Genomic DNA, 24,735 nt, shown 5'->3' with positions numbered 1-24,735 from the left:
GCAACTATGCTTCCGATTGGTATCAAGGAGATATTTGCCGGTGTCTGAGAATCAAAGCCGTCTGGATCTGTTCATTGATCGCATGGTGTCACAACGCGCCTGTCTGGATCACGCGATTGCACAAACGGCAGGCATGGCAGGCCCGGTGTTCGAATTGGGTTTGGGCAACGGGCGCACTTATCACCATCTTGTGCAGCACATAGACGATCGACCGGTCTATGTGTTCGAACGTGCGGTGGCTTCGCACCCTGACTCAACTCCGCCCGAAGATCATGTGATTCTGGGCGACGTGCGGGACACCTTGCCTGCGTCGGTTGAGCGGTTCGGCGCCTCGGCCAGCCTGATTCACGCGGATCTTGGCGGGCACAATCGCGAAAAGAACGATAAATTCGCCCGATTTGTATCTCCTCTAATCGAGCCTTTGCTTGCTCCGGGCGGGTTGATGGTCTCCAGTGACCGGATGTATTTCGAAGGACTGACCGAGATGCCATTGCCCGAAGGCGCCGTTGAAGGACGCTGTTTCATTTATCGCCGCTGATTGAAAAGGGGCAGAGGTATGATTTTCTACGATTGTTCCACCGCTCCGAACCCACGCCGCGCGCGCATGTTCATTGCCGAAAAAGGGCTGGACATTGAAACGCGTGACGTCTCGATTGCGAAAGGTGAGCAACTGAGCGCGGCGTTTCGCACCATGAATCCAAGGGCGACCCTTCCGGTACTGCTGACGGATGACGGCACCGTTCTGACTGAGAACCTGGGAATCGCGGCATTTCTGGAAGCACAGTTTCCCGAACCGCCTTTGATGGGCCGAACCCCTGATGAAAAGGGGCTGGTTCTGATGTGGAACGCGATTGTCGAGCAGCAGGGCGGCGCGCCCATCGCCGAAGCGTTGCGCAACAGCCATCCGGCGTTCAAGGACCGCGCCATTCCCGGCCCGTCCAATTACGCGCAGATAGCCGAGCTGGCGCAGCGCGGGCGCGAGCGTGTAGCATCTTTTTTTGAAATGCTGGAAACGCGCCTTACGGAAAGTCCGTTTATCGCGTGTGATACTTTTTCTTTGGCGGATATCTCGACTTTCGTTTTTGTCGATTTCGCACGCGTGATCAAGTTGCGTATTCCGGAAGACAACACTGCCACCCTGGCGTGGTTCCAAAGTATCCAATCCCGACCAAGCGCTAATTTGTAAAACGTGCCAAGTCAGGCAAGGTGGAGCTGAAACTACCACTGTACAGAAATGTCTAGACAGAACTGAACAGTGCTACTAGCGTCTTCCCAGATTCTGTTCAGGGGAGGTCGGGATGAAATCCCAGTATCGCGTAGTGGTCATCGGAGGCGGCGTCGTAGGTGCCTCGGTTCTGTATCACCTGGCCAAGTTTGGCTGGTCCGATGTGGTCATGCTGGAGCGGCGGCGGTTGGCGTCGGGGTCGTCCTGGCATGCGGCCGGTGGCATCCATGCCCTGAATGCTGACCCGAATATGGCGTCATTGCAGGCGTATACCATCGACTTGCTGAGCGAGATCGAAAAAGAATCGGGCCAAAATATCGGCCTGCACATGACCGGAGGTCTGACGCTGGCCGGAACGCCCGAACGTTGGGAATGGTTGCAGGCCAATTACCGCATTTTCCAGTCCATTGGCATTGACGACTGTGAGCTGTTGTCGCCGGAAGAAGCGCAGAAGCGCTGCCCGATCATGTCGACGGATGGTGTTCTGGGCGCGATGTGGGCTGATCGTGAGGGTTATATAGATACGACCGGCACCGTTCAGGCTTACGCGACAGCGGCCAGGAAACGCGGCGCGGAATATTACGAGGAAACCAAGGTCGAGGAACTGATCCAGACCGATGAAGGCTGGCAGGTTGTGACCGACAAGGGCACCATTACCTGCGAGCATGTGGTCAACGCGGCAGGCCTGTGGGCCAAGCAGGTCGGCCGCATGGCCGGAGTTGAATTGCCGGTCTCGCCTTTGAAGCACCACTATCTGATCACGGATACCGTGCCGGAAGTTGCACAGGCAGATTTCGAGATGCCGATGACCGTGGACCTCGAAGGGTTCACTTATATGCGGCAGGATCAGAAGGGTGTTCTGGTCGGTATTTATGAAGTCGATCACGAGCACTGGGCCATGGATGGTGCGCCATGGAACTATGGGGAGGAGTTGTTCCAAGAGCAACTCGACCGGATCGAGAACGAATTGACGCTGGGTTTTGAACGTTACCCTTCGATCCAGAATGTCGGCATCAAGACATGGGTGAACGGCGCGTTTACATTCTCGCCTGATGGCAACCCGCTGGTTGGTCCTGTTCCGGGTAAGCGCGGTTACTGGGCAGCCTGCGCGGTCATGGCGGGCTTCTTGCAGGGCGGAGGGGTCGGCAAAACGCTGGCCGAATGGATGATCCACGGAGAACCCGAAGCAGATGCCTGGCCAATGGATGTCGCACGTTACGGCGATTTCGCACAGAATAAGCGATATATTCGCGAGACTACCGGGCAGTTTTATTCCCGCCGTTTCGTAATGACCTATCCGAACGAACAACTGCCAGCTGGCCGCCCGCTAAAAATGGCACCAGCGCATGATGCGATGACCGAGGCTGGGTGCAAATGGGGCGTGAGCTGGGATCTTGAAGTGCCGCTTTATTTCGCGCCGAAAGGGTTCGAGGAAACGCCGACACTCAAGCGTTCGAACGCGCACGACATTGTAGCCGAGGAATGCAAAGTGATCCGCGAAGGTGCGGGCTTGCTGGATATTTCGGGCTTTTCGCGGTTCGAGGTTTCCGGCCCAAATGCCGAAGCCTGGCTCGACAATGTCATGGCGTCGAAGCTGCCCGGCGCGGGCCGCGCCAAACTTGCCCCGATGCTGGGCGAGGATGGTCGTCTGAAAGGTGATCTGACTGTGCTCAACTGGGGCGATGGAACATGGTGGATCATGGGCAGCTACTACCTGCGCGCCTGGCATATGCGCTGGTTCAACGATCATATGATGGACGGGGTTAATATCCGCGATTTGGGCGAGGAATATTGCGGTTTTGCCGTTGTAGGGCCGAAGTCGCAGGCGGTGGTCGAGAAACTGGTCGAGCAGGACATCTCGGACCTGAAATTTATGGGCTGTGGTGACTTCGATATCGGCCTTGTCCGGGCGCGTGTGGCGCGCATGTCTGTGACCGGTGAAAAAGGGTACGAGATCAATTGCCGCTATGGCGACCACATCAAGCTACGCCGCATCTTGCTGGAAGCGGGGGCCGAGGAAGGTATCCGTGAGTGCGGTTTCAACGCAATGCTCTCAACGCGGCTTGAGAAGAGCTTCGGTATATGGTCGGCGGAATTCACTCAGGCCTACACACCCGGCATGACCGGAATGGATCGCTGGATCGACTGGGAAAAGGACTTTGTTGGCAAGGCGGGCGCGCTTGCCGAACGCGATGGCAACGGCCCGGCGCAGGTCCAGGCGACACTGGAGATCGATGCACTGGACGCAGATGCCAGTGGATATGAGCCGATTTGGGCCAATGGCGAACGCGTAGGGTTCGTGACTTCGGGTGGCTACGGGCATTATACCGGCAAGTCATTGGCGATGGCCCTGATCGATCTAGACAAGGCGGAACCGGGTACTGAACTGTCCGTTCACGTGGTGGGCGTGGAACGTCCGGCGCGCGTGATCGCTCCGTCACCCTATGACCCTCAGGGCAAGGCGATGCGAGGCTGATGATGACGACACAGGAGCGAGGACGTCGACGGCGGGGGCGCGGGGCTGAGGCCACCCCGCAACCCAGCCGCGATGTGAACTATCGCCAGCTCAGGAATCCTTTCCCATTGATGGAAGTGTTCCCAGCCGATCAAATCGCGGACATGCATAAGACCGCGCTGCGGACATTGGAAGAGTTGGGCATAAAAACCCTGCTACCCGAAGCGCGAAAACTGTTCAAACAGGGCGGCGCTCGGGTAGATGAAGACAGTGAAATGGTCTTTATCGGCCGCGAGATGGCTGAGGCCGCCGTCGCTTCAGCGCCTAAATCCATCGCCTGTCGCGCCGGTGCACGGCGTCGCGATTTCACTCTGGAATTGGGCTCGCTGGTGTTCCAGCCCGGAGCTGGCGCCCCTAACGCAACCGATCTTGAACGTGGCCGTCGCCCGGCGACGGGTCAGGATTATCTGGAATTCCTGAAGCTCACGCATCATTTCGACGTATTCCAAATGATCTCGCCCCAGGTTGAGCCTCAGGATGTACCGACTCATCTGCGTCATTACTTTACGACTCAAGCGCAGATGGAACTGACCGACAAGTTCCCGTTCTTTTTTTCGCGCGGAACACCGCAGGTGATGGATTGCTTCGAGATGCTGTCCACAGCGCGTGGCCTCTCGGATGAGGCGCTCCGGGGCAATGCGCATTGCTATACAATTATCAACACCAACAGCCCGCGCACATTGGATATTCCGATGGCGCAGGGGTTGATCGATTTTGCGCGGCACGGCCAGATGTCGATCATAACGCCATTCACGTTGATGGGGGCAATGGCTCCGATCACGGTCGCCGGGGCGATTACCTTGTCTCATGCCGAGGCACTTGCAGCGCTGACCCTGACGCAACTAGTTAATCCAGGTGCCCCGGTCTGCTATGGAACGTTCACCAGCAACGTGGACATGAAGTCCGGCGCACCAGCCTTTGGGACCCCTTCCCATTTTCAGGCCTCACTGGCTGCAGGCCAATTGGCGCGGCATCTTGGTTTGCCCTGGCGCTCGGCTGCCGGATCAGCGTCGAACATCAACGATGTACAGGCTGCAAACGAGAACCAGTTTGGCCTTTGGGGATGCCTGATGGCCGGGGCAACGGTGATCATCCACTCCGCTGGCTGGCTGGAGGGAGGGTTGACCGTGTCGTTTGAGAAGCTGGTTTGCGATGCAGAAGTGCTGAACATGGTCGCCGAACTTTGCGCGGGCGCACAGGCGGGTATGTCCGAGATTGGGTTTGATACTGCATTGCGTGAGGTTGAACCAAGCGGTCACTTCTTTGCCTCAAGCCAGACAATGGAGCGCTACAACACCGAGTTCTATCAACCGCATGTCCATGATTACGCCAACTTCGGCACCTGGACCGAGCGTGGGTCGGTGGACACAAGCCATCGGGCAACAGATGTTTGGAAGGGGGTTCTCAATGACTTCAAAGCGCCCACCATCGACATTGATCGGGTAGGCGACCTACATGACTTCATTGCACGTCGTACCGCCGAAGGCGGTGCGCCGCCGGAGAGTTGAATGAACACGAAACCTATCCTTCATCGCGATGATCCCGAGGCTGAACCGCTGATCGGCAACATCAAAGTCACACGGGACGACTGGCTGAATGTGGCGATGGATGTGCTGATTTCGGACGGTGTGGACCAGATTAAGGTTTTGAACCTGGCCGAACGGATGGCCGTTTCACGCTCGTCCTTCTACTGGTACTTCAAATCGCGGCAGGAGTTGCTGGATGCGCTGCTGGCCCGCTGGCAGGCGACCAACACGGCTGCTTTGATTGCGCAGGCTGAAGCGCATGCAAAGACGATCACGGCGGCTGTCTGTAACGTGCATCGTTGCGTGGTGAACACCGATTTATTCGATACCGCACTGGACTTCGCCGTGCGCGACTGGGCGCGCAAATCAGGCAAGGTAAGGCGTGCGCTGGACCAGTCGGACGCGCGAAGGCTTGAAGCGCTGCACGCCATGTTCACCCGCTATGGCTATTCCGAGATCGAAGCGGAAACCCGGGCACGCGTGCTGTATTACATGCAGATTGGCTATGATCTGGCGCAACTGAACGAACCCATTGAGATGCGGATCTCGATGGTGCCGCATTACCTCTACGCCTTTACGGGCGTCGAGCCGAAACACGAAGAAGTTGAAGAATTCAGCGCGTATTCCCTGCGCTTTTGGAAAGGAGAGGCGACATGAGCCAACCAGACGCAATCATCATTGGCACCGGCGTGATCGGCGCGGCTATCGCGTTTGAGATGTCAAAGGCGGGTTGGAAAACCCTGTCACTGGATCGGAACTCTCAGGTCGGGCACGGGTCAACCGCCGGGTCATGCGCGATTATTCGGATGCACTATTCCACCTTCGATGGAACGGCGTTTGCCTGGGAAGGCTACCACTACTGGCGCGACTGGGCTGAGTATCTTGGCTTGCCGGAAGAGGCTGACCTTGCTCAATTCCGCGAAACCGGTTGCCTCGTCATGAAGACCGAGGCGAACGGGATGCTGGAAAAACACATGAGAAATTCGTCCGATTTGGATTGTCCATTCGAAGAATGGTCAGGCGAAAAGGTGGTTGAACGCTTGCCGGTCTATTCGCTGGACAGCTTTGCCCCGGCGCGTCGCATGGATGACCCGGAATTCGGCCAGCCCAATGGGCGCAAGATGACGGGCGGGGTATATTGGCCTCAGGCGGGATATGTCACAGACCCCGCTTTGTCGGCTCAGAACCTGATGGATGCGGCAAAGCAACATGGGGCCGAAGTGCGCACTGGCGCAGAAGTCACGGAAATCCTGACCGAGGGCGGTCGCGTTTCAGGCGTGAAACTGGCTTCGGGTGAGGAAATCCATGCAAAGGTTGTGGTCAATGTGGCCGGGCCCGGTTCGGCTATCATCAATGAGATGGCGGGAGTTCTGGATGATATGACCATTAAAACCCGGCCTTTGCGGCAAGAGGTCGTACATGTTCCAGCGCCGGAAGGATTCGACTTTGAAAATGACGGGACCATTGTCTCGGATAGCGACATCGCCTGTTACTGCCGCCCGGAACACGGGAACCACATCCTGGTAGGATCGGAAGACCCGGAATGTGATCCACATCAGTGGTGCGAGGACGATGTGAATTACAATCGCGAATTCACGGACCAATGGACGACACAGGCCATGCGGTATGCGCAGCGCGTGCCCAGCCTTGGTATCCCATCGAAAACGCGGGGCGTGGTTGACCTCTATGATGCATCGACAGACTGGATTCCGATTTATGATAAATCCAGCCTGCCGGGGTTTTACATGGCCTGCGGTTCCAGCGGGAACCAGTACAAAAATGCACCAATTGCAGGAAAGATGATGGCCGCGCTCATCGCGTATTGTGAGGATGGAGCCGATCACGATGCCAAGCCTCTGAAGTTTGAACTGCCCTACATCAAGCGGACAATCGACGTGGGTTTCTACTCGCGCAAGCGCCCGATCAATGAAGAAAGCAGTTTCTCGGTTCTGGGCTAGCCGCGTTACGCAATCGGTCTATGTCGCGTGGGGCTGGCGACAAGGGTGGCCCCACTATGGCTGATCGAATGACCAGTGTACTGATCCCTGGCAGCGCCCCTTCGGCGATGGCAGCGAAGACGTGGTCGCGCACCCTTCACACATATCGTTGCCATCAACAACGCATGGCGCATCCGCGATGATTGGGATTACCTGGTCCTTCCTGAAGATTTCCCAACAGAGCCTCGCCCCGCGAAAATCTTAGGCACTCAACACGTAGTCACGGCTGACGAATACGTCCCACGACAGAACGACTTCGGTAGGTTCATCTATGCCGGCGGAACAATGGCTTTCACGGCTGATTATCGGGCGTTGTCAGCCCTAAAGCCGGATGTTCTGGCGTTTTTTGGCTGCGACATGATGTATCCAGGTTCAAGACGGACGCATTTTTACAGAAATGAGGTCGCGGACCCGTTACGAGATGTTGTGACATTGCGCCCGCTTGAACTGAAATCCACGCGACTGGGTTTTTCGCAGGCACTCAGGGATGCAGAACCGTGCGTTTGTCCAGTGGGCCAAGTCTGCTGGTCTTTGCATACGCCAGCAAATCGGACCTGACTGCCGCACCGCTTCCTGATGTTACTGTCATGTATACCGCGAGGCGTATTGAAACCGACCTTGGTTACAATGTTGCGTCGAGTCGGTCTTGGGAAGTCGAGCACCGGTTCGATCCTGATGAGATCGACGCTTTGGATCGGATGTGGTTGTCGGCCGATCGGGTTGGTGTAACAGACAATGCAACCTAGCACCGGTCAAGCGGCCGCGAAGGTTACCCAGGCCCAAACCATCGCCACATATGTCAGGTTGTGCATCAACTGATCCAATCCCGCCGCACGCCAGAATGCGGCTTGCGTCGGCTCAAGCCGCATTTTGTCTGAATAACGGGCTTTGACGAAATCGATGTTGAAATGGATGATCCATTCCAGCGCCGCGACGATCAGAATAAAGGACAGTGGCGCGCTGAATCCCAGAAAAACAACGACAGTGCCCACAACATGCACAGCGGCATGTTGCGCGCGTCCTAAATGAAAATACTCGCCTCGACCGGAAAGCATCTTCGGTGTCTGGAGGTAGTAGTCAGCGAACATATGCTTGATCAGCAAAAGACAAAGCATAAGAAACACTGCGCCAAAACTGGCAGCCAAAAGAACCCTCCCGATATCGTTCCAAGACAACCTTAGGCAATAAAGCACGCGCGCGTAAATGAACTAGTTCACATAAAACTAAGATTTTTTTCAAATGGAAAAAAAATTGCATATTTTGGCTGGATAGCGATAGTTTCATGCTGTTGAATTTGAATGGCTACCATCCAATCCGCGCCGTCGGTCAGCAGCAGGGGCAGGTTCCATAGAACGCACAATTTTCCGCTTTATCTGGAAATACTCCAAGCGCGACCAGCTGATCCTGCTGGCCGTGACGGCGACTCTGTTTCCGTTGCTGTACCTCACACTGGAGTTGCCAAAACGCATCATCAACGATGCGATCGGGTCAACTACCACCGAGGTGACGGTCTGGGGCTACACCATGTCCCAGACAAATTTTCTGATCATTCTGTGCTTTGCGTTTCTGACAGCTGTATTGGGCCACGGTTTGATGAAGATGCGCATCAACACCATGAAAGGGGTGTTGAGCGAACGGATGCTGCGGCGCTTTCGCTATCAGTTGATCAGCCGGGCTTTGCGCTTTCCTCAACCCTATTTCGAGCGTGTCAGCCAGGGTGAGATGGTGTCAATGATCACCGCCGAAAGCGAGCCGATGGGCGGCTTGATGGGTGACGCGATCAGCCAGCCGGTACTTCAGGCCGGGCAAATGATCACCATTCTTTCCTTTCTGTTTTTGCAAAGCGTCTGGTTTGGGCTGGCAGCCGTAGCCCTCATTCCGTTGCAAGCCTGGTTGATCCCCAAGCTGCAGCGTCAGATCAACCTGCTGAACAAAAAACGCATTCAGGAGGTGCGGATTCTCGCTGCGCAGATCGGTGAGAACGCGGCGGGCGCGTCCACTTTGCGAACCAATGGCGGCTGGCGCTATCGCCGGTCGATGATCTCTGACCAGTTGGGTCGCCTGTTCGGTATCCGGTTTGAGATCTATCAAAAGAAGTTCTTTATGAAGTTCATAAACAACTTCATCTCGCAGCTGACACCGTTCATGTTCTATCTGATTGGTGGTCTTTTGGTGTTGCAGGGCTCGGTCTCGCTGGGGGCGTTGGTCGCTGCTTTGGCCGCGTACAAGGATCTCAGCTCACCGTGGAAAGAGCTGTTGACTTACTACAACCAGACTCAGGACATGTCGCTGCGCTGGGACGTGGTCATCGACCGTTTTGCTCCGGCCGGAATGCAGGACGAAGCCTTGTTTGAAGGGGACCCTGCCGAGCGACCGCATCTGAACGGCAATATCGTTCTGGATCACGTTTCGGTGCGTGACATGGATGGCAATCAGGTGCTGGACGATTTGAACCTGAGCTTTCCCGCAGGAAAAACAATTGGCATCGCCGCACCCAGCGAGGAAGATCGACGCGCCATTGGCGAGTTGCTGACACGGGAAATTCTTCCCAGCGCGGGTCAGGTTCGGATCGGTGATCTGAAGCTGGCAGAGCTGCATCAGGGGGTTGTCGCTGCGCGTATCGGGTATGCCACATCGCGTCCCGTCATGTTTCAGGGCACACTGGGCGACAACGTAATGATGCCGATGCGGTTCAAACCGCTGGCTGACACTGCAGACGATCCGGATTTCCCTGAAACCCTAAGAGCAGGAAACAGCGCCGATCCGTTCAAGACAGAATGGCTTGATCCGTCTCTGGCCGGGTTTCAGGACGCGACAGAACTGCGTGCATGGTGGTTGCAGCTAATTGATGGAATGGGGTCGGGCGCAGCACTGTTCCAACGAGGTGCCGAACAAAGATTCGATGCGGTTGAGCATTGTGAGTTGGCCAATAAGCTGATCGAATTACGCCCGCTTGTGCAGCGCGCCGTTCATAATGCGGGGCTCGAACAACAGGCGCTGGTCTTTGATCGGAATGCGTATAATGCAGCCCTGCCCGTTGCTGAAAACCTGCTTTTTGCAACGCCGTGTGTTCCTGTGACACAAGCTTTGCTTGCCCAACAAAGGGTTTTTCTTGGGCAGTTGCGCGAATTAGGGCTGGACGAGACATTGATCGCGTTGACCCGTGATGTGATCGAAATGCTGCGGCAGATTTTCGGGATTGATGGAACGGACCACCCCTTGTTCCGCAAGCTCGGTCTTGATGCAAAGACCTATGAAGCCGCGGTGGACCTGGTAGAACAGACCCGCAAGGAAGGCTCGGTGGGGCTGAACGACGAACAGCTGGCCAACATGCTGGCCGTACCCTTTGTGATCTCTGCCGAACAGATCGGACCTGCGTTCACGGATGAGCTGAAAGATCGAATTCTCGAACTGCGGCACAGCCACTCCGAGAAGCTGATGGAGCGTCTGAAGGATGTGTTCGTTCCGTTGGATCCAGATGTCTATGCACCTGGTTTGACGGTTATGGAGAATGCGCTGTTCGGAAAAGTCAGCCAGATTGGCGGTGCCCGTTCGGATGAGGCCCGCAAACTGATTGTCGATGTGCTTGCAGAAAACGGCGCCCGCCCGTTGGTCACTGAGTTGATCTATGATGTTCCGGTTGCTCTGGGCGGACAGAACCTTCCCGCAGTATTTGCCGAACCATTGGCCTTTACCCGTGCGGCGATCAAGAAGCCGGACATCCTGATCCTGGAAAATGCTCTGGCCAGCTACGACATGAAAACGCAGGTGGCGGTCTTTAAAAGGCTGCGTGAACTGCTGCCGGAAACCACCGTCATTTATCTGAATGATCAGTTCGAAAACCCCGGTGCATTCGACATGTTCGTGGAAATCAGGCAAGGTCGTGTGGTCTCGGACGGAGGGCCCGTGGACGTGGAGGAAGACAGCGCAGCTTCGGCAGACTTGGCGCGGAAACTGCGCGCTTTGGAACAGACACCTTTGTTTTCGGGTCTGGACCGTCGGCAGCTGCGACTGCTGGCTTTCGGTGCACGCTGGTTTGATGCTGAACCGGGGCAGATCGTGTTCTTGAAAGATGACCAGCCCACCGACGGTGCTTATGTGGTCTTAGACGGCGAAGCCGGTCTGTACCTGCCGCAAATACAGGGGCCGGATCAATTGATCACCAAAGTTGGGCCTGGTGCTTTGGTTGGAGAGTTAGGCCTGATCCGAAAAGAACCTCGCGCATTGAGTATGGTGGCTGAAACACAGTTGTCCTGCCTGCGGATCGGAGAGGAAGAATTCCTTGCCGTGGTCGAAAACGACGCTGCAACCGCATTCAAGCTGTTGCAGGTTATTGCCGGTTATGTGTCCAACTAGCGTTCAGCAGTCTTGGTTGCAGAACAGATCATAGAGCAGTCCGATCACCTGCTCCGCGTTTCCGTCGCGCAATGAATAATAGATCGTTTTGCCTTCCCTGCGCGTCGAGACCAGTTTTTCCTCGCGCAGGCGGGCCAGCATCTGGCTGACTGCGGCCTGTCGTAACTGAAGTAATTCTTCAAGCTGGCCAACAGATTTTTCGCCGCTACCGAGATGGCACAAGATCATCAGGCGCCCTTCATGCGCCAGCGTTTTAAGAAACGCAGCCGCGCGGGCAGCGTTATCTTTCATGTCCGACGGTGTGTCTGTGTTGTGTGCCTGAGAATCGGTTTCTTTGAGTGCCACTTGCTGACCGTTGTACTGCGTTTTTGTGATGCCAATATGCATCAAAGCCACTGGTGTTGTCACCCCTCGGTGGCGGGGGCGCCCCCTTGAAAAGCGTTACCGTCGACGTAATCGCACGGGGATTCCTGCATTTGCAGATGCAGCCCATTTCCTTCGTAAGGATTCGCGCGGGCCAGGTCTTCGTCGACATCGATCCCAAGGCCCGGGGCCGTCGGCGCAGTAACGAACCCATCCTCGATACGGATTGCCCCCTTGATCAGTTGGTCGTGGAACGGAGTTTCGATGGTTTCCAGAAGCAGAAGGTTTGGAATTGAAGCCGCCAGATGGATATTGGCGGCCCATTCCACCGGGCCGGCATAAAGATGCGGTGCCATCTGAGCGTTGAAGATCTCGGCAATGGCTGCGACTTTCTTCATCTCCCATATTCCACCAGCACGGCCCAGGGCCGGTTGCAGGATTTCGGCGGCTCCGGCACGTAGGACAGCTCCGAACTCAACCTTGGTGGTCATCCGTTCTCCGGTGGCTACCGGAATACGTACATTGCGGGCGACTCGGGCCATATCTTCGACATTGTCAGGCGGCGTAGGCTCTTCGAACCAGAGAGGTTGGTATGGTTCCAACGCCTGTCCCAGCCGGATTGCCCCGGCTGTGTTGAACTGGCCATGCGTGCCGAACAGCAGATCGGCCTTGTCCCCAACAGCCTCACGGATCGCCTTGCAGAAAGCGACGGACATCGAAATGTCGCTCATCGCAGGCATATGGCCACCACGGATCGTATAAGGACCTGCCGGATCGAATTTCACGGCGGTATAACCACGGCGCACCATTTCAGCGGCCGTCTCACCCGCCTGCTCGGGAGACGTCCAGAATTCCGTCAGGTTATGCTGGGGCAGGGGATAAAGGTAAGTATAGGCCCGGATACGTTCATTCATCTTGCCGCCCAGCAGAGCATAGACGGGGCGATCGCGATCCTTGCCCAGAATGTCCCAGCAGGCAATCTCCAACCCCGAGAATGCCCCCATCACCGTCAGATCCGGGCGCTGGGTGAAGCCGCTGGAATAGGCGCGGCGGAACATAAGTTCGATGTTTTCGGGATTCTCGCCCAGCATGTGCCGTTCGAACACATCCTGAATGACCTGGCGCATCGCCTCGGGGCCCACCGACGAAGCATAGCATTCACCCCAGCCGATGATGCCGGTATCTGTCGTCACTTTGACAAGTATCCAGTAGCGCCCGCCCCAACCCGGGGCGGGCGGGGCAGTGACAATGATGTCAAGATCCTGCAGTTTCATCCCAAATCCTTTCGGCGGGTCAGGTCCTGTCGAACAGGATCACGTTGCGTTTGGCCGATCCGGTTTTGGTGTCAGCGATGGCCTCGTTGATCTGGTCCAAAGACCAACGGCCCGAGATTAGCTCATCCAGCTTCAGCCGCCCCTGCTCATACAGGTCTACCATCCACGGAATATCGCGCTGGATAACCACATCGCCCATTTTCGACCCAACAACGCCTTGACCAAGGGCCGCCAGAACAACGGGTTCATAACTTGCCATGTCACCCGAGTGTGGCATCCCGATCATGATCGCTTTTCCGCCACGGCCGAGATAGCGCGGGGCCTGGTCATAGGCGGGGATCGCCCCGACCGTGATCAATACCGCATCAGCGCCGCGCCCGCCAAGCGCCTTGTAGGCTGCTTTCCACGGCTGGTCTAAGCTGGCCAACACACCGTGGGTCGCGCCGAATTCCTTGGCAATCTCAAGCTTTTCTTCGGTCATATCCACGGCCACGATCCGTCGCGCGCCTGCAATCCGCGCGCCCTGAATGGCGTTCAGGCCAACTCCACCCGCGCCGATGACCACTACGTCCTGACCGGGGCGCAGGCCTGCCGCGTTCACCGCAGCACCGACCCCGGTGATCACGCCGCAGGACAGCAGGCTGGCCAGTTCTTTGGGAAGGCTGTCGGGGATTTTGACGATCTGACGGTGGCTCACCACGACCTTTTCTGCAAAGGCGCCGCAAGCCATGGCCTGTTCAAGTGCGTCCCCGTCGCCGGTTTTCAACGGGCCTTTGACCGTATCGTACGGTGTTTCGCAAATTGTCGGCCGTCCGCCCGCGCAGCTTGGGCAGGTTCCGCAGGCGCGGATCAGAGTAACAACCACAGGGTCGCCGACTTTGAAATCTCCTGCGGCCTCTCCGACCGCGCTGATCACGCCTGCGGCCTCGTGCCCGTAAACGGAGGGTAGGAACCCGCCCCATGCTCCTTCGGCATACGATATGTCCGAATGGCAGATGGCTACGGCGTCCAGAGTTACCTCGACTTCGCCTGTACCGGGAGGTGCCAGCTGAACCTCTTCGATCACCAATGGCTCGCCAAACGCCCGGCACACTGCGGCTTTGATTTTTTGCATGTTTTCCCTCACTCCCGTTGAGTTCACGGTGGCGCGGGAAAAGGCGGCTCGCAAGGCAGAAACCGCCATTTTTGTGTCGTTGTTACGTCACGACAGGCCGGGACCGGCGAAACAACAAGAATCCTGCCAGCATCAATACAAGTGCCAGCAGGAAGGGTGCGCCAGGCAGGTAGAGCGGAGTGTCGGGTCGAATAAACTGCGCGAACACGCTGGTCATCACCAGCGGTGAGATCACCATTGAAAGCGCATGCAATGCAGTCAGGACGCCCTGCAATTCTCCTTGTTGCGAATCCGGCGTGGCCTTTGACATCATTGCCTGAAGGGCCGGTGTTATCACGGCCCCGATGGCAGTGATCGGGATGAGAAGCAGCGCGATCAGACCGTTGGTCAGAAAGGCCAGAATGGCAAAACTAATGATTTCAAAAACCATTCCATTGATGACCGTGCCCCGCTCGCCCAGAAAGCGGATGGCAGGGCGGATCAGTCCACCCTGTACGACGGCCATGCCAATGCCGTAGACACCAAGTGACAGGCCGATCATCTGTGGCGACCAACCGAACCGCTCGGTGGTGAAGTAAGACCAGATTGCGGGATACACGTAGATCGAAACCGAATACAGGAAATAGACCCACAGCATTGGTCGGATTCCGGGCAATGCTGCAATGGCGCGAAGCGAATTCACCGGGTTTGCGCGCCGCAGACTGAAAGCGCGCCGGTTTTCGTCAGTGACCGTTTCGGGCATCACGAAATAGCCGATGCAAAAGGTCAGTGCCGCCAACCCTGCCGCAGCCCAGAACGGTGCACGGGTCCCATATTCGCTAAGCAACCCTCCGATCACGGGGCCCAGGACGAATCCCACACCAAAAGCCGCCCCTAGAAGGCCGAAATTTGCGGCCTTGTCTTTTGGGTCGGACACATCCGCCATGAAAGCCGCCGCAGTCGAATGGGTTGCCGCCGTGATGCCGCCGATGATGCGACCAACCAACAACAGCCAGATGCTGCCCGCCACGGCCATGACGACGTAGTCCAACGCCATAACGAACAAAGACACCAGCAATACGGTTCTGCGCCCATAAGCATCGGACAGGTTTCCCAGTATGGGTCCGAAGACGAATTGCATCGCGGCAAACGCGGTACTCAGCACGCCGCCCCAGATCGCGGCATTGGCCAATGTGCCTCCCTGAACCTCGACAATCAGTTGCGGCATGATCGGCATCACAAGGCCAATGCCCATGGCGTCGATCATGACGATGCAGAGGATAAAGAAAAACGGAAGACGCATAGGACCTGAACAAGTGAACTGTGAGCGGCACCCTAGGCATGCTCAATGAATGAGGGAAGAGAGAGTTCGCCCTCCCGCCCCATGTCGTTGCGACAGGTTGCTACAATTTGTTCGCCAGTTCGGCCAGAAGCTCAGCCAGTTCCTGCGGATGAGAGAAAAACGGTGAATGGGAACTGTCGATTGTGCGTCGAAAACCTTTGGGAATGCAGGCGCTCATGTCCGCTTGGTACTCGGTTGGGATCGTGTGGTCGTCGGTTGTTCGGATATAGGCCTTAGGTACTTTGGCAAAGCGTGAACCGACCAGCAGCGGTGTTTCTTGTGGGCGGATGGCTTGCGGACACAGGCGCGCATAAGCGTATGGCAGGATATCGTCCGGGCAATCGTGATAAAACAGCTGCGGGATGGCATCTACTGAGACGGTGTACGACAAGCCGTCTGCGGATTTTTCTACCGCGTGAGCAATGGTCTGATGTGGCCCGCGCCTGCGCATTTCAGCCATCGAAAGACCGTCCCGTGGGACATAGGCACTCAGGTAAATCAGAGCGCGCATCGCATCCGGTCGCGACTCGGCGGCGGCGCTGATCGGAAATCCGGCCCAGGAGTGGCCCACAACGATCGTATCGGGCGTGCAGGCATTCAAAATGGCATTTCGGCAACTGTCCAGCGTGACCTCTGCCACTGGTGTGGGGTCTGCGCCATGGCTGGGCATGTCGATGGCGCGGGCGGTTTGGCCCAAGGCTTCCAGTGCGGGGATCAGGTCGCGCCAGCACCAGGCACCGTGGCAGGAACCGTGGACCAATAGGAAGGACGCCATAGTCATTCTCCTTCAGACATGCCCGATTTCGGTTAAGAAACTTGTCAGGATTTCCGCGTATTCCGCTGGCTTTTCAACGCAAGGCAAATGCCCTGCGCGGCGGATCAGCTGAAATCGGGATCCGGGAATAAGATCAACCGTTTCCCGCACCAAGTCGGGTGGGGTTGAACCGTCTTCGTTGCCCGCAATGCCAAGCGTGGGCAGCCGAAGACCGCTTGTGGGTGTATAAAAATCGGTCCCGGCAATGGCCGCACAACAGCCCAGATACCCTTCTATCGACTGGCTCACCATCATGTCCCGCCACGGCAGGTGGTTTTGAGCGTTGCGGAATTCCCGAGAGAACCAGCGTTCCATCGTAGCATCTGCCAACGCTTCAATTCCGTCGTTACGCACAGCCTGAATGCGTTCCTGCCAGACTGAAGGTGGGGCGATTTTGGCGGCTGTGTTCGACAGCACCAATGCACGAATCTGATCCATGCGTTTGACCGCAAGCCCTTGTGCGATCATTCCGCCAATGGAAAGACCGACAAAGACGCAATCGCGAACCTGCAGGTGATCCAGCAGCGCTTCGGCATCGCGAATCAAAGCACCCATCGAGTAGGGCGCAGGCGGTACCGAAGATTGCCCGTGCCCGCGATTGTCATATCGGATGATGCGCAGCCCGTCGGGCAGGTGCGGCAGCACCGCGTCCCACAGATGCAGATCGGTTCCCAGGGAATTGGCGAACACCACTGGTGCGCCGCCCGCCGGGCCGTCGATTCGGTAGTTCAGTTTCACGTCGCCCAGATCAGCGATCTTCATGACTCACGTCCTTGTCGTCGTGGCGTTCAAGCTGCAATTTGCACAGCTTTCGCGCGCCTGTCAGGTCAGGAATTCCAACGCCTTAGCAAAAACTTCCGGATCGACATTCCCTCCCGAAGTTATGACGATCACGTCGCCGCCTTCGATCTCGTCCCCCCGAAAAAGCGCCGAAGCCAGTGCTACCGCGCCGCCGGGTTCCAGTATGATTTTGAGGCGCAGGAAGGCATGCGCCATGGCCTGCAAGACCTCTTCTTCGGTGACCGAAATTCCCGGCCCGCACAGGCGGTGAAGGATCGGAAAGGTGATGTCGCCGGGCTGCGGTGTCAGGATGGCATCGCAAATGTTGTCTGAAGCCGCGTTGTTGTTTTGAATTTGACCTGACGCCAAAGATCGTTTGACGTCATCGAACCCTTCTGGCTCACACGGGCGTGCCCTTAGGTTCGGCGCGTGCTTTTCCAGCGCCAGCGCAATACCAGACGTCAAACCTCCGCCGCCGCAGCAGATCAGAACATCCGCCTGTGAAACCCCAAGTTCTGCCGCTTGTCTGGCGATTTCAAGCCCGGTGGTGCCCTGTCCGGCGATGACCTGCGGTTCGTCATAGGGACGGATCAGGGTCAGACCGCGTTCTGCCGCGATGGCTTCGCCAATCTCCTCCCGGCTTTCATTTGCGCGATCATACAAAACGACTTCGCCGCCCAGAGCACGAGTATTGTCGATCTTAAGCTGCGGCGCGTCTGACGGCATGACAATGACCGAGGCAATACCGTGTTTCGATGCGGCCATCGCGACGCCCTGCGCGTGGTTACCGGAAGAATATGCGATCACACCACGCTGGCGTATGGCCTTATCCAGCGCGGATATGGCCGACCACGCCCCGCGGAACTTGAAACTGCCGGTATGTTGCAGGCATTCCGGTTTGATCCAAATCCGGCGCCCCGCGATCGTGTCAAGAAAGGGCGAAGACAGGATCGGCGTTTCGCGAACGTGTCCTTTCAGCCGCTCTGCGGCGGCTTCGATCATTGCAATTGTGCTCATACGGCGCTCTTCAATACCTTCTGTATCAGGTCCAGTGACTGGGGTTCATTCAGGAACGGAACATGCCCGCGATCCGGCACCTCGACCGAGATCAGGCCTTGATGACGTTTGTGCATCTCCGCCAGCGTGCCCGCGCCCAGAACGTCGGAGTTTGCGCCCCGGATTACACCAGTGGGAATGCCGCGCAAGGCTTCGAAAAACACCCATAGATCAGGTGTTGCCCCGCTTGCAGCTTGCTCAAGAAGCGCATTGCGCAAGGCTGGATCGTATCGAAGTTTCAGACCATCATCCCTCTTTTCGTACTGAGTTTCAGCCTGTTTTCGCCAAGTTTCCAACGGAACACCGGGAAACTGCGGCTCCATTACGTGTTTTAGAGCGGCAGCGGCGTCATCATAGTTTTGTGCGGTGGGTTGTGTGCCCACGTAGGCCATGATTTTCGCGATTCCTGACGGCTCAATGACCGGCCCTACGTCATTCAGGATCACACCAGCCAGACGTTCGGGATGGCTTGCGGCCAGTGCCATGGCGATCAATCCGCCGCGAGAAGTGCCGAGAATGGCTGTTTTCTCGATGCCCAAAGCATCCAGAAGCTCAATCGCGTCAAGGGATTCGCGAAAGATGTTGTAATTCATGAAATCGGGATCGTATTCCGAACGGCCGCGCCCTCTGTAATCCATCGCGATCATGCGCGAGTCAGCTGCATGAGGGGCAAAGAACGAAAAGTCGCGGCTGTTTCGGGTCAGACCGGCCAAACACAAAAGCGGTGTACCGGTGCCGGTCTCCTCGTAGAAAATGCGCCTGCCGTCTGATGCCATGAAGTCTGACATCAGAGGCCTGCCAGTTTTGGAATCGAAGTCAGATCAGATAAGACATGTGACGGGGTCCACGGTAGGCGGTCCATCGGTTCGCCAATCCGATTGACCCATGCGGTAATAAAGCCGTACCCGCTGGCCCCGGCAGCATCCCAGCCGTTCGAACTGACGAACAATACCTCATCACGGGCGCAGCCAAACCTCTCTTGAACCAGATCATAGACGCGGGAATGGGGTTTGAAGACGCCGACACTCTCTACCGACAGAACATCATCCAAAACATCGCCGATCCCGGCAGATTGTACTGCGCCATCAAGCATGGGCGGCGAACCGTTGGATAGGATCGCCGTCTGCAACCCGCCATCCTTGAGGGCCTTCAACATGGCAGGAACTTCGGGATAGGCCTGCAACTCCCAATACAAATCGAGAAGGCGCTGACGTAACTCTGGATTGCCCTGCAAGCCTGCAGCCTCAAGCGCCCAACCCAGCCCGTCTTGGGTGACGTCCCAGAAATCTGCATGCGCATCTGCCACGGCGCGTAGCCATGTGTACTGCAATTGTTTCAGGCGCCAATGTCCCGCGACTGTGGGCCATTTGTCTTTCAGGGTTTCAAACCCCGGCTCGTCTGCCGCCTGTCTGGCGGCCGCCGCGACATCGAATAGTGTTCCGTAGGCGTCGAACACACAGGTCGTGATCGCCATTTGATCCTCCTCTGATTGCGCGCAGGTTGGCACAACAGGGGATGGGGTGAAAGAGCCTAGGGTTTACAACATTGTGTCAACCTCTAGGGTTGGCCGCTTAACACCTTAGAACGGCCGGAGGCCACGATGACCGAAATCAAACAAGGCGACACTGTTCGCATCCATTACACCGGGACGCTGCTGGACGGCAAAGTCTTTGACAGCTCGGACGGACGCGATCCGCTGGAGTTCGTTGTTGGGTCTGGTCAGATCATTCCGGGTCTGGATAGTGCCATGCCCGGTCTGTCCACCGGAGATAAAAAGCGGGTTGAGATTGCTTGTGCGGATGCTTACGGCCCGATCAATCCGGCGATGCGTCAGGAAATTCCCCGTGAGGGCATCCCGGATGACATTCCTCTGGACCCCGGAACGCAGTTGCAGATGCAAACGCCAGAGGGTCAGGCCGTGCCGGTAACGGTTGTGGACGCAAACGACGCAACTGTGACGCTGGACGCAAATCACCCGTTGGCCGGGCAGGACCTGGTTTTCGAAATCGAAGTCGTCTCAATCAACTGAGACGTGGTTCGGGCCGGATTTCCGGCCCGGATCTCAGCCTATCAGAGAGTGAATCGCTTCACGCACCTGTGGCTGAGTAAAGAAGACAAACACCAGCAACAGTGAAGTCAAAGTAAGCAAAAGCACGCGAGCCCGCTGGCTTAGAAAACCGGGCTTTCGCCGACTTTGCGTTGCGCGTGCATTGTTTGCAATGATTTGGTCTAGTTTGCTCATATCGATGTCCTGCCGCGCAAAGATGGTGAAATCTTGGCGGCGGCAGGGAAAGATATGGTCACATGGCTTCGGGTTGCGGCATGCCCAGCACGTGGAAGCCACCGTCGACGCGGATGATTTCACCAGATGTGCAGGCTCCTGCATCCGATGTCAGATACACAGCGGTTCCGCCAACAGCTTCAAGCGTTGCATTAGAACGCATTGGCGCATTCTGATCGCAGAACTTGTAAGTCTTGCGTGCGCCGCCAATGGCTGCCCCGGCGAGTGTTCTCATCGGTCCCGGGGAAATCGCGTTCACGCGGATGCCATCGGGGCCAAGATCGTTGGCCAGATAGCGCGTCGCCGATTCCAGAGCGGCCTTGGCGACACCCATCACGTTGTAGTTCGGTACAACCCGGTTGGACCCCTGATAGGTCAGGGTCAGCAGAGAGCCGCCGTTGTCTTTCATCAACGGATAAGCACGGCGCGCGACCTCGATGAAAGAATAGGCCGAAACATCCATCGAATGTTTGAAATTCGCCCGTGTTGTATTCAGGAACCGGCCTGTCAGCTCGGATTTATCCGAATAAGCGATAGCATGGACCACGAAATCGATGGTGGGCCAACGCTTGGCCAGTTCGCCAAAGGCGCGATCCAGAGACTCGTCGTCGGTGACATCCGCATCGACCATGAAATCGCTGCCCAGGCTTTGCGCCAGCGGCTCCAGCCGTTTGCCAAATGCCTCACCCTGGTAGGTGAATGCCAGTTCTGCACCGGCCTCATGCATGGCCTTGGCAATGCCCCACGCAATCGAGCGGTCATTGGCCACGCCCATGATCAGGCCGCGTTTACCCTTAAGAAGATCCGACATCACTTTCACCCGTTATACTTTGACAGAACCATGGATCCGTTTGTGCCGCCAAAGCCGAAGCTGTTGGTCATGACACTGTCCAATCCTGCATTTTCAACCACTTGAGTTGCGATTTCACCGGGCTGGATGCCTTCGGCAAGCGTATCGACATTGATCGATGGCGTAATAAAATCATTGTCCAGCATCAGCAGGCAGAAGATTGCCTCAAGCGCGCCCGCCGCGCCCTGAGCGTGGCCTGTCATCGACTTGGTCGAGGAAATGGGGGGTACATTGCCTTCGCCAAAGATGCGGCGCACGGCCTCGACTTCACCCACATCGCCGACTGGGGTCGAGGTGCCGTGGGCATTGATATAGCCGACCCTGCGGCCTTCGGGCAGGGTATCCAAAGCAAGACGCATTGCGCGCTCGCCGCCTTCGCCGGAAGGGGCCACCATGTCGTGGCCGTCTGACGTTGCTGCATAACCTGTAACTTCAGCGTAAATTTTGGCGCCGCGGGCCAGAGCATGATCCAGCTCTTCCAGAACAACGATACCGCCGCCGCCAGAGATTACGAAACCATCGCGGTTTTCGTCGAACGCACGCGAGGCTTTCTCAGGCGTGTCATTGTACTTCGATGACATCGCACCCATGGCATCGAACAGGCAGGAGAGTGTCCAGTCCAGTTCCTCGCCGCCGCCCGCGAACATCACATCCTGCTTGCCCAGCATGATCTGTTCCGCCGCGTTGCCGATGCAATGCAGCGAGGTCGAACAAGCCGAGGTGATCGAGTAGTTGATCCCCTTGATCTTGAACGCCGTGGCAAGGTTCGCGGAAATCGTCGAGCACATGCATTTCGGCACGGCGAACGGTCCGATCCGCTTGGTTGCTCCGGTTTTCAGAACGGTCTGATGCGCCGTCAGCATAGCGCTGGTGGATGGGCCACCGGACCCGGCCACCAGACCGGTGCGTGGGTTGACCACTTGCTCTTCTGTCAGACCGGAATCGGCAATTGCCTGGGTCATCGCGATATGGGCATATGCCGCACCGGGACCCATGAAGCGCAGCGTGCGTTTGTCCACATGCTCTGTCACGTCGATTTTAAGCGTTCCGGCGATCTGGCTGCGAAAGCCATGTTCGACCATCTGCTCATTGGCCTCGATCCCGGATTTGCCCGCTTTGAGTGAGGCCAGAACCTCTTCGGCATTGTTCCCGATGGAGGAAACGACCCCCAGTCCGGTGACGACGACGCGACGCATAAGCGTACTCCTGTAGTTACGTGTTCAGTGCATTGTCTGGCAACTGGGGTCAGCTTTCGGACAGTGCAACTTTCATGTCCTTGACCTGATAAATTACTTCGCCATCAGCTTCGACCCGGCCATCCGCCACACCCATAGTCAGGCGGCGGGTCTGAAGGGCTTTGGTGAAGTCTACATAATATGTCAGCATTTTGCGGTCGGGGCGGACCATTCCTGTCAGCTTGACCTCACCTACGCCCAGCGCATAGCCACGTCCCTGCCAGCCGCGCCAGCCCAGATTGAAACCCGTCAACTGCCACAGGCCATCCAGACCCAAGCAGCCGGGCATGATCGGGTTGCCAGGGAAATGGCAATCAAAGAACCACAGGTCCGGCGTGATATCGAATTCAGCCACAACGTGGCCTTTACCATGTGCACCGCCATCGCCTGAGACATCGGTAATCCGGTCCATCATCAGCATCGGTGGGGCGGGCAATTGTGCGTTGCCGGGGCCGAATAATTCGCCTCGGGCGCATTTCAGCAGATCATCTTTGTCAAAACTGCTTGGGAACTGGGCCATTCTGCCGCCTTTCCTGCCGGGGGTCTGTCTTTGTATCTGGCCTCGTCTAGCACCCGTTTGCAAGGTCCTGCAAGAGCGGCACGCCACATCATGTTGTGTAAGCGACCATCTTTGCGAATGAATTTCATTTGAAATTGCCAGTGATGCGCCCCTATATATAAGGCAGCAACTATGGGTATCGGATCGATGACACCTCAGAGCCGAGAAATCGCAACGGGTTGGCTGGTGAATGCCGGCTTGAGACCGACGCGTCAGCGTGTGGCGCTGGCCGAGCTTCTGGTAGGCGACGGCCGCCATCGGCACGTCACGGCAGAAAGCCTTTTTGAATCGGCGAAGGCGAACGGGGATGCTGTGTCTTTGGCGACGGTCTATAACACGCTCCGCGCGTTTTGCGATGCCGGCGTTTTGCAGGAGATCACGGTGGACGGATCGAAGAGCTATTTCGATACAAACACGCATGATCATCCACATTTCTATTGGGAAGACGACGCGAGGCTAAGTGATGCGCCGTCGGACCAACTGGTCATCCAGCGTCTTCCCGAAGCGCCGGAAGGTGTCGAGATCGCATCGGTCGATGTCGTCATTCGCTTGCGCAGGAAGTGACGCTTTAAACATCCGTTAATCCGGCTAAGAGCACGCGTTCGGCCTTTTCTATAAGCGAGTTAGCCGGACCAGTGCCATGCCGTGCCAGAACTACGGATTCTGCTGCGTCCTGATCGGTTATCGGCAGGCTGACCAGACGCTTATTGTCATAGCTGAAGGTGCTGGGTGGGCTGGCGTAGCTGATCCCGATTCCCTCGCCATGAGCGGCAAGGCTGCGCTGAATCTCAAGGGATGCTGCCCGGTGTGCGACGGTCGGGCGTAGACCGTTTTGCCGAAACAGGCTGAGAATATGTTGCGCGGACAAGCCTTCGGCAGACAAAATCAGCGGGTGGCCTTCCAACGCGGCAAGAGTGACTTCGTTGGCTGTTGCCAGCGGATGATCCGGGGACATCAGGGCCTTCGGTCTGCTGTCGAACATTTTTTTGCGGGCGAACCCTGCGTCCATGGTCAGGTCGTACGTAATCGCGATGTCAATCTGACCATCAATCAACCCGTTCAATAGCCCTTCGAAGGACTCCGCTATGTATGTGACGGTGATATTGGGGAAGGTGTTGCGAAGATGTTGCAAGGCTGGGGCGAGCAGGAAGGGGGCCAGATCCGTGAAACAACCTAACCTCAACCGGGTTGTTCCCGATACGGAGGTATCGGACGCTTCGATTCGGGCGGCCTTATTCAGCAGGATCTCAGCCTGGTCTATGAACGTACGCCCCTGAGGTGTCAGAGCCATGGCCGCACCTCGTCGGCGAATGAATAACGGATACCCCAGATGCGCTTCAACGCGCGTCAGCGCAGTAGACAAGGCCGGTTGCGATACATTCAGATGCTGGGCTGCCGCGGACAGGCTGCCATGGCGCCCGACGGCACAGACGTATTCATATTGGCGCAGTGAAATGTATAACATGAAA

The 24,735-nt window shown here is 56.9% G+C and carries 25 protein-coding genes; 10 read left to right on the top strand and 15 right to left on the bottom strand.

The features are described 5' to 3' along the window. Positions 1–40: 40 nt before the first annotated feature. From ACR0K5_RS09530 to ACR0K5_RS09500, 7 genes are all read left to right on the top strand, one after another. On the top strand, positions 41–538 hold the full coding sequence (locus ACR0K5_RS09530; protein WP_480629469.1) for a class I SAM-dependent methyltransferase: 498 nt from the start codon (positions 41–43) through the stop codon (positions 536–538). An 18-nt stretch (positions 539–556) separates the two neighbouring features. Next, a complete protein-coding gene (locus ACR0K5_RS09525) occupies positions 557–1,186 on the top strand; it encodes a glutathione S-transferase (protein ID WP_480629468.1) in 630 nt (209 codons plus the stop codon). A 112-nt stretch (positions 1,187–1,298) separates the two neighbouring features. Further along, positions 1,299–3,701, top strand: coding sequence for a GcvT family protein (locus tag ACR0K5_RS09520; RefSeq protein ID WP_480629467.1), 2,403 nt, complete (start codon positions 1,299–1,301; stop codon positions 3,699–3,701). A 2-nt stretch (positions 3,702–3,703) separates the two neighbouring features. Continuing rightward, positions 3,704–5,248 carry a trimethylamine methyltransferase family protein gene (locus ACR0K5_RS09515; protein ID WP_480629466.1) on the top strand — a complete coding sequence of 515 codons (1,545 nt, stop codon included), beginning with the start codon at positions 3,704–3,706 and terminating at the stop codon, positions 5,246–5,248. Beyond that, positions 5,249–5,923, top strand: coding sequence for a TetR/AcrR family transcriptional regulator (locus tag ACR0K5_RS09510; RefSeq protein WP_480629465.1), 675 nt, complete (start codon positions 5,249–5,251; stop codon positions 5,921–5,923). After that, a complete protein-coding gene (locus ACR0K5_RS09505; protein WP_480629464.1) occupies positions 5,920–7,224 on the top strand; it encodes an NAD(P)/FAD-dependent oxidoreductase in 1,305 nt (434 codons plus the stop codon). The genes ACR0K5_RS09510 and ACR0K5_RS09505 overlap by 4 nt, the downstream gene beginning before the upstream one ends. Positions 7,225–7,760: 536 nt before the next feature. Beyond that, the gene (locus tag ACR0K5_RS09500; protein WP_480629463.1) at positions 7,761–8,009 is read left to right on the top strand and encodes a hypothetical protein; all 249 of its coding nucleotides are present in this window, start codon (positions 7,761–7,763) and stop codon (positions 8,007–8,009) included. 6 nt (positions 8,010–8,015) lie between these two features. Here the strand turns inward: ACR0K5_RS09500 and ACR0K5_RS09495 are convergent, their stop codons facing one another. Continuing rightward, a complete protein-coding gene (locus tag ACR0K5_RS09495; RefSeq protein ID WP_480629462.1) occupies positions 8,016–8,408 on the bottom strand; it encodes a DUF3307 domain-containing protein in 393 nt (130 codons plus the stop codon). A 214-nt stretch (positions 8,409–8,622) separates the two neighbouring features. Here ACR0K5_RS09495 and ACR0K5_RS09490 point away from each other — a divergent pair, with 214 nt between their 5' ends. Beyond that, positions 8,623–11,619 carry a cyclic nucleotide-binding domain-containing protein gene (locus ACR0K5_RS09490; protein ID WP_480629790.1) on the top strand — a complete coding sequence of 999 codons (2,997 nt, stop codon included), beginning with the start codon at positions 8,623–8,625 and terminating at the stop codon, positions 11,617–11,619. Positions 11,620–11,622: 3 nt separating this feature from the next. Here ACR0K5_RS09490 and ACR0K5_RS09485 read toward each other — a convergent pair whose 3' ends face one another. The 9 genes from ACR0K5_RS09485 to ACR0K5_RS09445 all read right to left on the bottom strand — a co-directional run bounded on the left by ACR0K5_RS09485 (position 11,623) and on the right by ACR0K5_RS09445 (position 19,815). Beyond that, positions 11,623–11,910 carry an ArsR/SmtB family transcription factor gene (locus tag ACR0K5_RS09485; protein ID WP_480629461.1) on the bottom strand — a complete coding sequence of 96 codons (288 nt, stop codon included), beginning with the start codon at positions 11,908–11,910 and terminating at the stop codon, positions 11,623–11,625. Between the two features lie 113 nt (positions 11,911–12,023). Next, on the bottom strand, positions 12,024–13,256 hold the full coding sequence (locus tag ACR0K5_RS09480) for a mandelate racemase/muconate lactonizing enzyme family protein (RefSeq protein ID WP_480629460.1): 1,233 nt from the start codon (positions 13,254–13,256) through the stop codon (positions 12,024–12,026). Positions 13,257–13,275: 19 nt separating this feature from the next. After that, positions 13,276–14,370 (bottom strand): Zn-dependent alcohol dehydrogenase, encoded by a 1,095-nt coding sequence (locus tag ACR0K5_RS09475; protein WP_480629459.1) that lies wholly within the window; start codon positions 14,368–14,370, stop codon positions 13,276–13,278. Positions 14,371–14,452: 82 nt separating this feature from the next. Beyond that, entirely contained in the window at positions 14,453–15,652 is a 1,200-nt protein-coding gene (locus ACR0K5_RS09470) for a TCR/Tet family MFS transporter (RefSeq protein WP_480629458.1), read from the bottom strand. A gap of 100 nt (positions 15,653–15,752) precedes the next feature. Next, positions 15,753–16,466 carry an alpha/beta fold hydrolase gene (locus ACR0K5_RS09465; protein WP_480629457.1) on the bottom strand — a complete coding sequence of 238 codons (714 nt, stop codon included), beginning with the start codon at positions 16,464–16,466 and terminating at the stop codon, positions 15,753–15,755. A 12-nt stretch (positions 16,467–16,478) separates the two neighbouring features. Continuing rightward, positions 16,479–17,267, bottom strand: coding sequence for a 3-oxoadipate enol-lactonase (pcaD, locus tag ACR0K5_RS09460; RefSeq protein WP_480629456.1), 789 nt, complete (start codon positions 17,265–17,267; stop codon positions 16,479–16,481). Between the two features lie 60 nt (positions 17,268–17,327). Continuing rightward, positions 17,328–18,302, bottom strand: a complete 975-nt coding sequence (locus ACR0K5_RS09455; RefSeq protein ID WP_480629455.1) for a threonine ammonia-lyase — start codon at positions 18,300–18,302, stop codon at positions 17,328–17,330. Next, positions 18,299–19,129, bottom strand: coding sequence for an alpha/beta fold hydrolase (locus ACR0K5_RS09450; protein ID WP_480629454.1), 831 nt, complete (start codon positions 19,127–19,129; stop codon positions 18,299–18,301). The genes ACR0K5_RS09455 and ACR0K5_RS09450 overlap by 4 nt, the downstream gene beginning before the upstream one ends. Further along, entirely contained in the window at positions 19,129–19,815 is a 687-nt protein-coding gene (locus ACR0K5_RS09445; RefSeq protein WP_480629453.1) for a haloacid dehalogenase type II, read from the bottom strand. Before ACR0K5_RS09445 ends, ACR0K5_RS09450 begins: the two co-directional genes overlap by 1 nt. Positions 19,816–19,941: 126 nt before the next feature. Here ACR0K5_RS09445 and ACR0K5_RS09440 point away from each other — a divergent pair, with 126 nt between their 5' ends. Next, complete coding sequence (locus tag ACR0K5_RS09440; RefSeq protein ID WP_480629452.1) at positions 19,942–20,370, top strand: FKBP-type peptidyl-prolyl cis-trans isomerase; 429 nt, start codon at positions 19,942–19,944, stop codon at positions 20,368–20,370. 33 nt (positions 20,371–20,403) lie between these two features. Here the strand turns inward: ACR0K5_RS09440 and ACR0K5_RS09435 are convergent, their stop codons facing one another. Genes ACR0K5_RS09435 through fabA form a run of 4 tightly spaced genes read right to left on the bottom strand, consistent with a single transcriptional unit; the run spans position 20,404 to position 23,227 of the window. Then, positions 20,404–20,583 (bottom strand): hypothetical protein, encoded by a 180-nt coding sequence (locus ACR0K5_RS09435; protein ID WP_480629451.1) that lies wholly within the window; start codon positions 20,581–20,583, stop codon positions 20,404–20,406. A gap of 58 nt (positions 20,584–20,641) precedes the next feature. Beyond that, on the bottom strand, positions 20,642–21,433 hold the full coding sequence (locus tag ACR0K5_RS09430) for an enoyl-ACP reductase FabI (protein WP_480629450.1): 792 nt from the start codon (positions 21,431–21,433) through the stop codon (positions 20,642–20,644). 5 nt (positions 21,434–21,438) lie between these two features. After that, positions 21,439–22,668, bottom strand: a complete 1,230-nt coding sequence (gene fabB / locus ACR0K5_RS09425) for a beta-ketoacyl-ACP synthase I (RefSeq protein WP_480629449.1) — start codon at positions 22,666–22,668, stop codon at positions 21,439–21,441. A 49-nt stretch (positions 22,669–22,717) separates the two neighbouring features. Continuing rightward, entirely contained in the window at positions 22,718–23,227 is a 510-nt protein-coding gene (gene fabA / locus ACR0K5_RS09420) for a bifunctional 3-hydroxydecanoyl-ACP dehydratase/trans-2-decenoyl-ACP isomerase (RefSeq protein ID WP_480629448.1), read from the bottom strand. A gap of 186 nt (positions 23,228–23,413) precedes the next feature. Between fabA and irrA the strand changes: the two genes are divergently transcribed. Then, complete coding sequence (irrA, locus tag ACR0K5_RS09415; protein ID WP_117872833.1) at positions 23,414–23,830, top strand: iron response transcriptional regulator IrrA; 417 nt, start codon at positions 23,414–23,416, stop codon at positions 23,828–23,830. Positions 23,831–23,834: 4 nt separating this feature from the next. On the opposite strand, the gene ACR0K5_RS09410 is transcribed toward irrA, so the two are convergent. Beyond that, the gene (locus ACR0K5_RS09410; RefSeq protein ID WP_480629447.1) at positions 23,835–24,731 is read right to left on the bottom strand and encodes a LysR family transcriptional regulator; all 897 of its coding nucleotides are present in this window, start codon (positions 24,729–24,731) and stop codon (positions 23,835–23,837) included. Between the last annotated feature and the right edge of the window lie 4 nt (positions 24,732–24,735).

This window comes from Ruegeria sp. AB9 (assembly GCF_056542585.1).
Note: the sequence above shows the minus strand (reverse complement) of the source record. Positions and strands in the feature narration are given on the sequence as shown.

Coding starts and splice junctions, on each gene's coding strand:
- ACR0K5_RS09525 (WP_480629468.1), top strand. CDS start 557: ATGATTTTCTACGATTGTTCCACCGCTCCGAACCCACGCCGCGCGCGC.
- ACR0K5_RS09520 (WP_480629467.1), top strand. CDS start 1,299: ATGAAATCCCAGTATCGCGTAGTGGTCATCGGAGGCGGCGTCGTAGGT.
- ACR0K5_RS09515 (WP_480629466.1), top strand. CDS start 3,704: ATGACGACACAGGAGCGAGGACGTCGACGGCGGGGGCGCGGGGCTGAG.
- ACR0K5_RS09510 (WP_480629465.1), top strand. CDS start 5,249: ATGAACACGAAACCTATCCTTCATCGCGATGATCCCGAGGCTGAACCG.
- ACR0K5_RS09505 (WP_480629464.1), top strand. CDS start 5,920: ATGAGCCAACCAGACGCAATCATCATTGGCACCGGCGTGATCGGCGCG.
- ACR0K5_RS09485 (WP_480629461.1), bottom strand. CDS start 11,910: ATGAAAGATAACGCTGCCCGCGCGGCTGCGTTTCTTAAAACGCTGGCG.
- ACR0K5_RS09480 (WP_480629460.1), bottom strand. CDS start 13,256: ATGAAACTGCAGGATCTTGACATCATTGTCACTGCCCCGCCCGCCCCG.
- ACR0K5_RS09475 (WP_480629459.1), bottom strand. CDS start 14,370: ATGCAAAAAATCAAAGCCGCAGTGTGCCGGGCGTTTGGCGAGCCATTG.
- ACR0K5_RS09470 (WP_480629458.1), bottom strand. CDS start 15,652: ATGCGTCTTCCGTTTTTCTTTATCCTCTGCATCGTCATGATCGACGCC.
- ACR0K5_RS09465 (WP_480629457.1), bottom strand. CDS start 16,466: ATGGCGTCCTTCCTATTGGTCCACGGTTCCTGCCACGGTGCCTGGTGC.
- pcaD (WP_480629456.1), bottom strand. CDS start 17,267: ATGAAGATCGCTGATCTGGGCGACGTGAAACTGAACTACCGAATCGAC.
- ACR0K5_RS09455 (WP_480629455.1), bottom strand. CDS start 18,302: ATGAGCACAATTGCAATGATCGAAGCCGCCGCAGAGCGGCTGAAAGGA.
- ACR0K5_RS09450 (WP_480629454.1), bottom strand. CDS start 19,129: ATGTCAGACTTCATGGCATCAGACGGCAGGCGCATTTTCTACGAGGAG.
- ACR0K5_RS09445 (WP_480629453.1), bottom strand. CDS start 19,815: ATGGCGATCACGACCTGTGTGTTCGACGCCTACGGAACACTATTCGAT.
- ACR0K5_RS09440 (WP_480629452.1), top strand. CDS start 19,942: ATGACCGAAATCAAACAAGGCGACACTGTTCGCATCCATTACACCGGG.
- ACR0K5_RS09435 (WP_480629451.1), bottom strand. CDS start 20,583: ATGAGCAAACTAGACCAAATCATTGCAAACAATGCACGCGCAACGCAA.
- ACR0K5_RS09430 (WP_480629450.1), bottom strand. CDS start 21,433: ATGTCGGATCTTCTTAAGGGTAAACGCGGCCTGATCATGGGCGTGGCC.
- fabB (WP_480629449.1), bottom strand. CDS start 22,668: ATGCGTCGCGTCGTCGTCACCGGACTGGGGGTCGTTTCCTCCATCGGG.
- fabA (WP_480629448.1), bottom strand. CDS start 23,227: ATGGCCCAGTTCCCAAGCAGTTTTGACAAAGATGATCTGCTGAAATGC.
- irrA (WP_117872833.1), top strand. CDS start 23,414: ATGACACCTCAGAGCCGAGAAATCGCAACGGGTTGGCTGGTGAATGCC.
- ACR0K5_RS09410 (WP_480629447.1), bottom strand. CDS start 24,731: ATGTTATACATTTCACTGCGCCAATATGAATACGTCTGTGCCGTCGGG.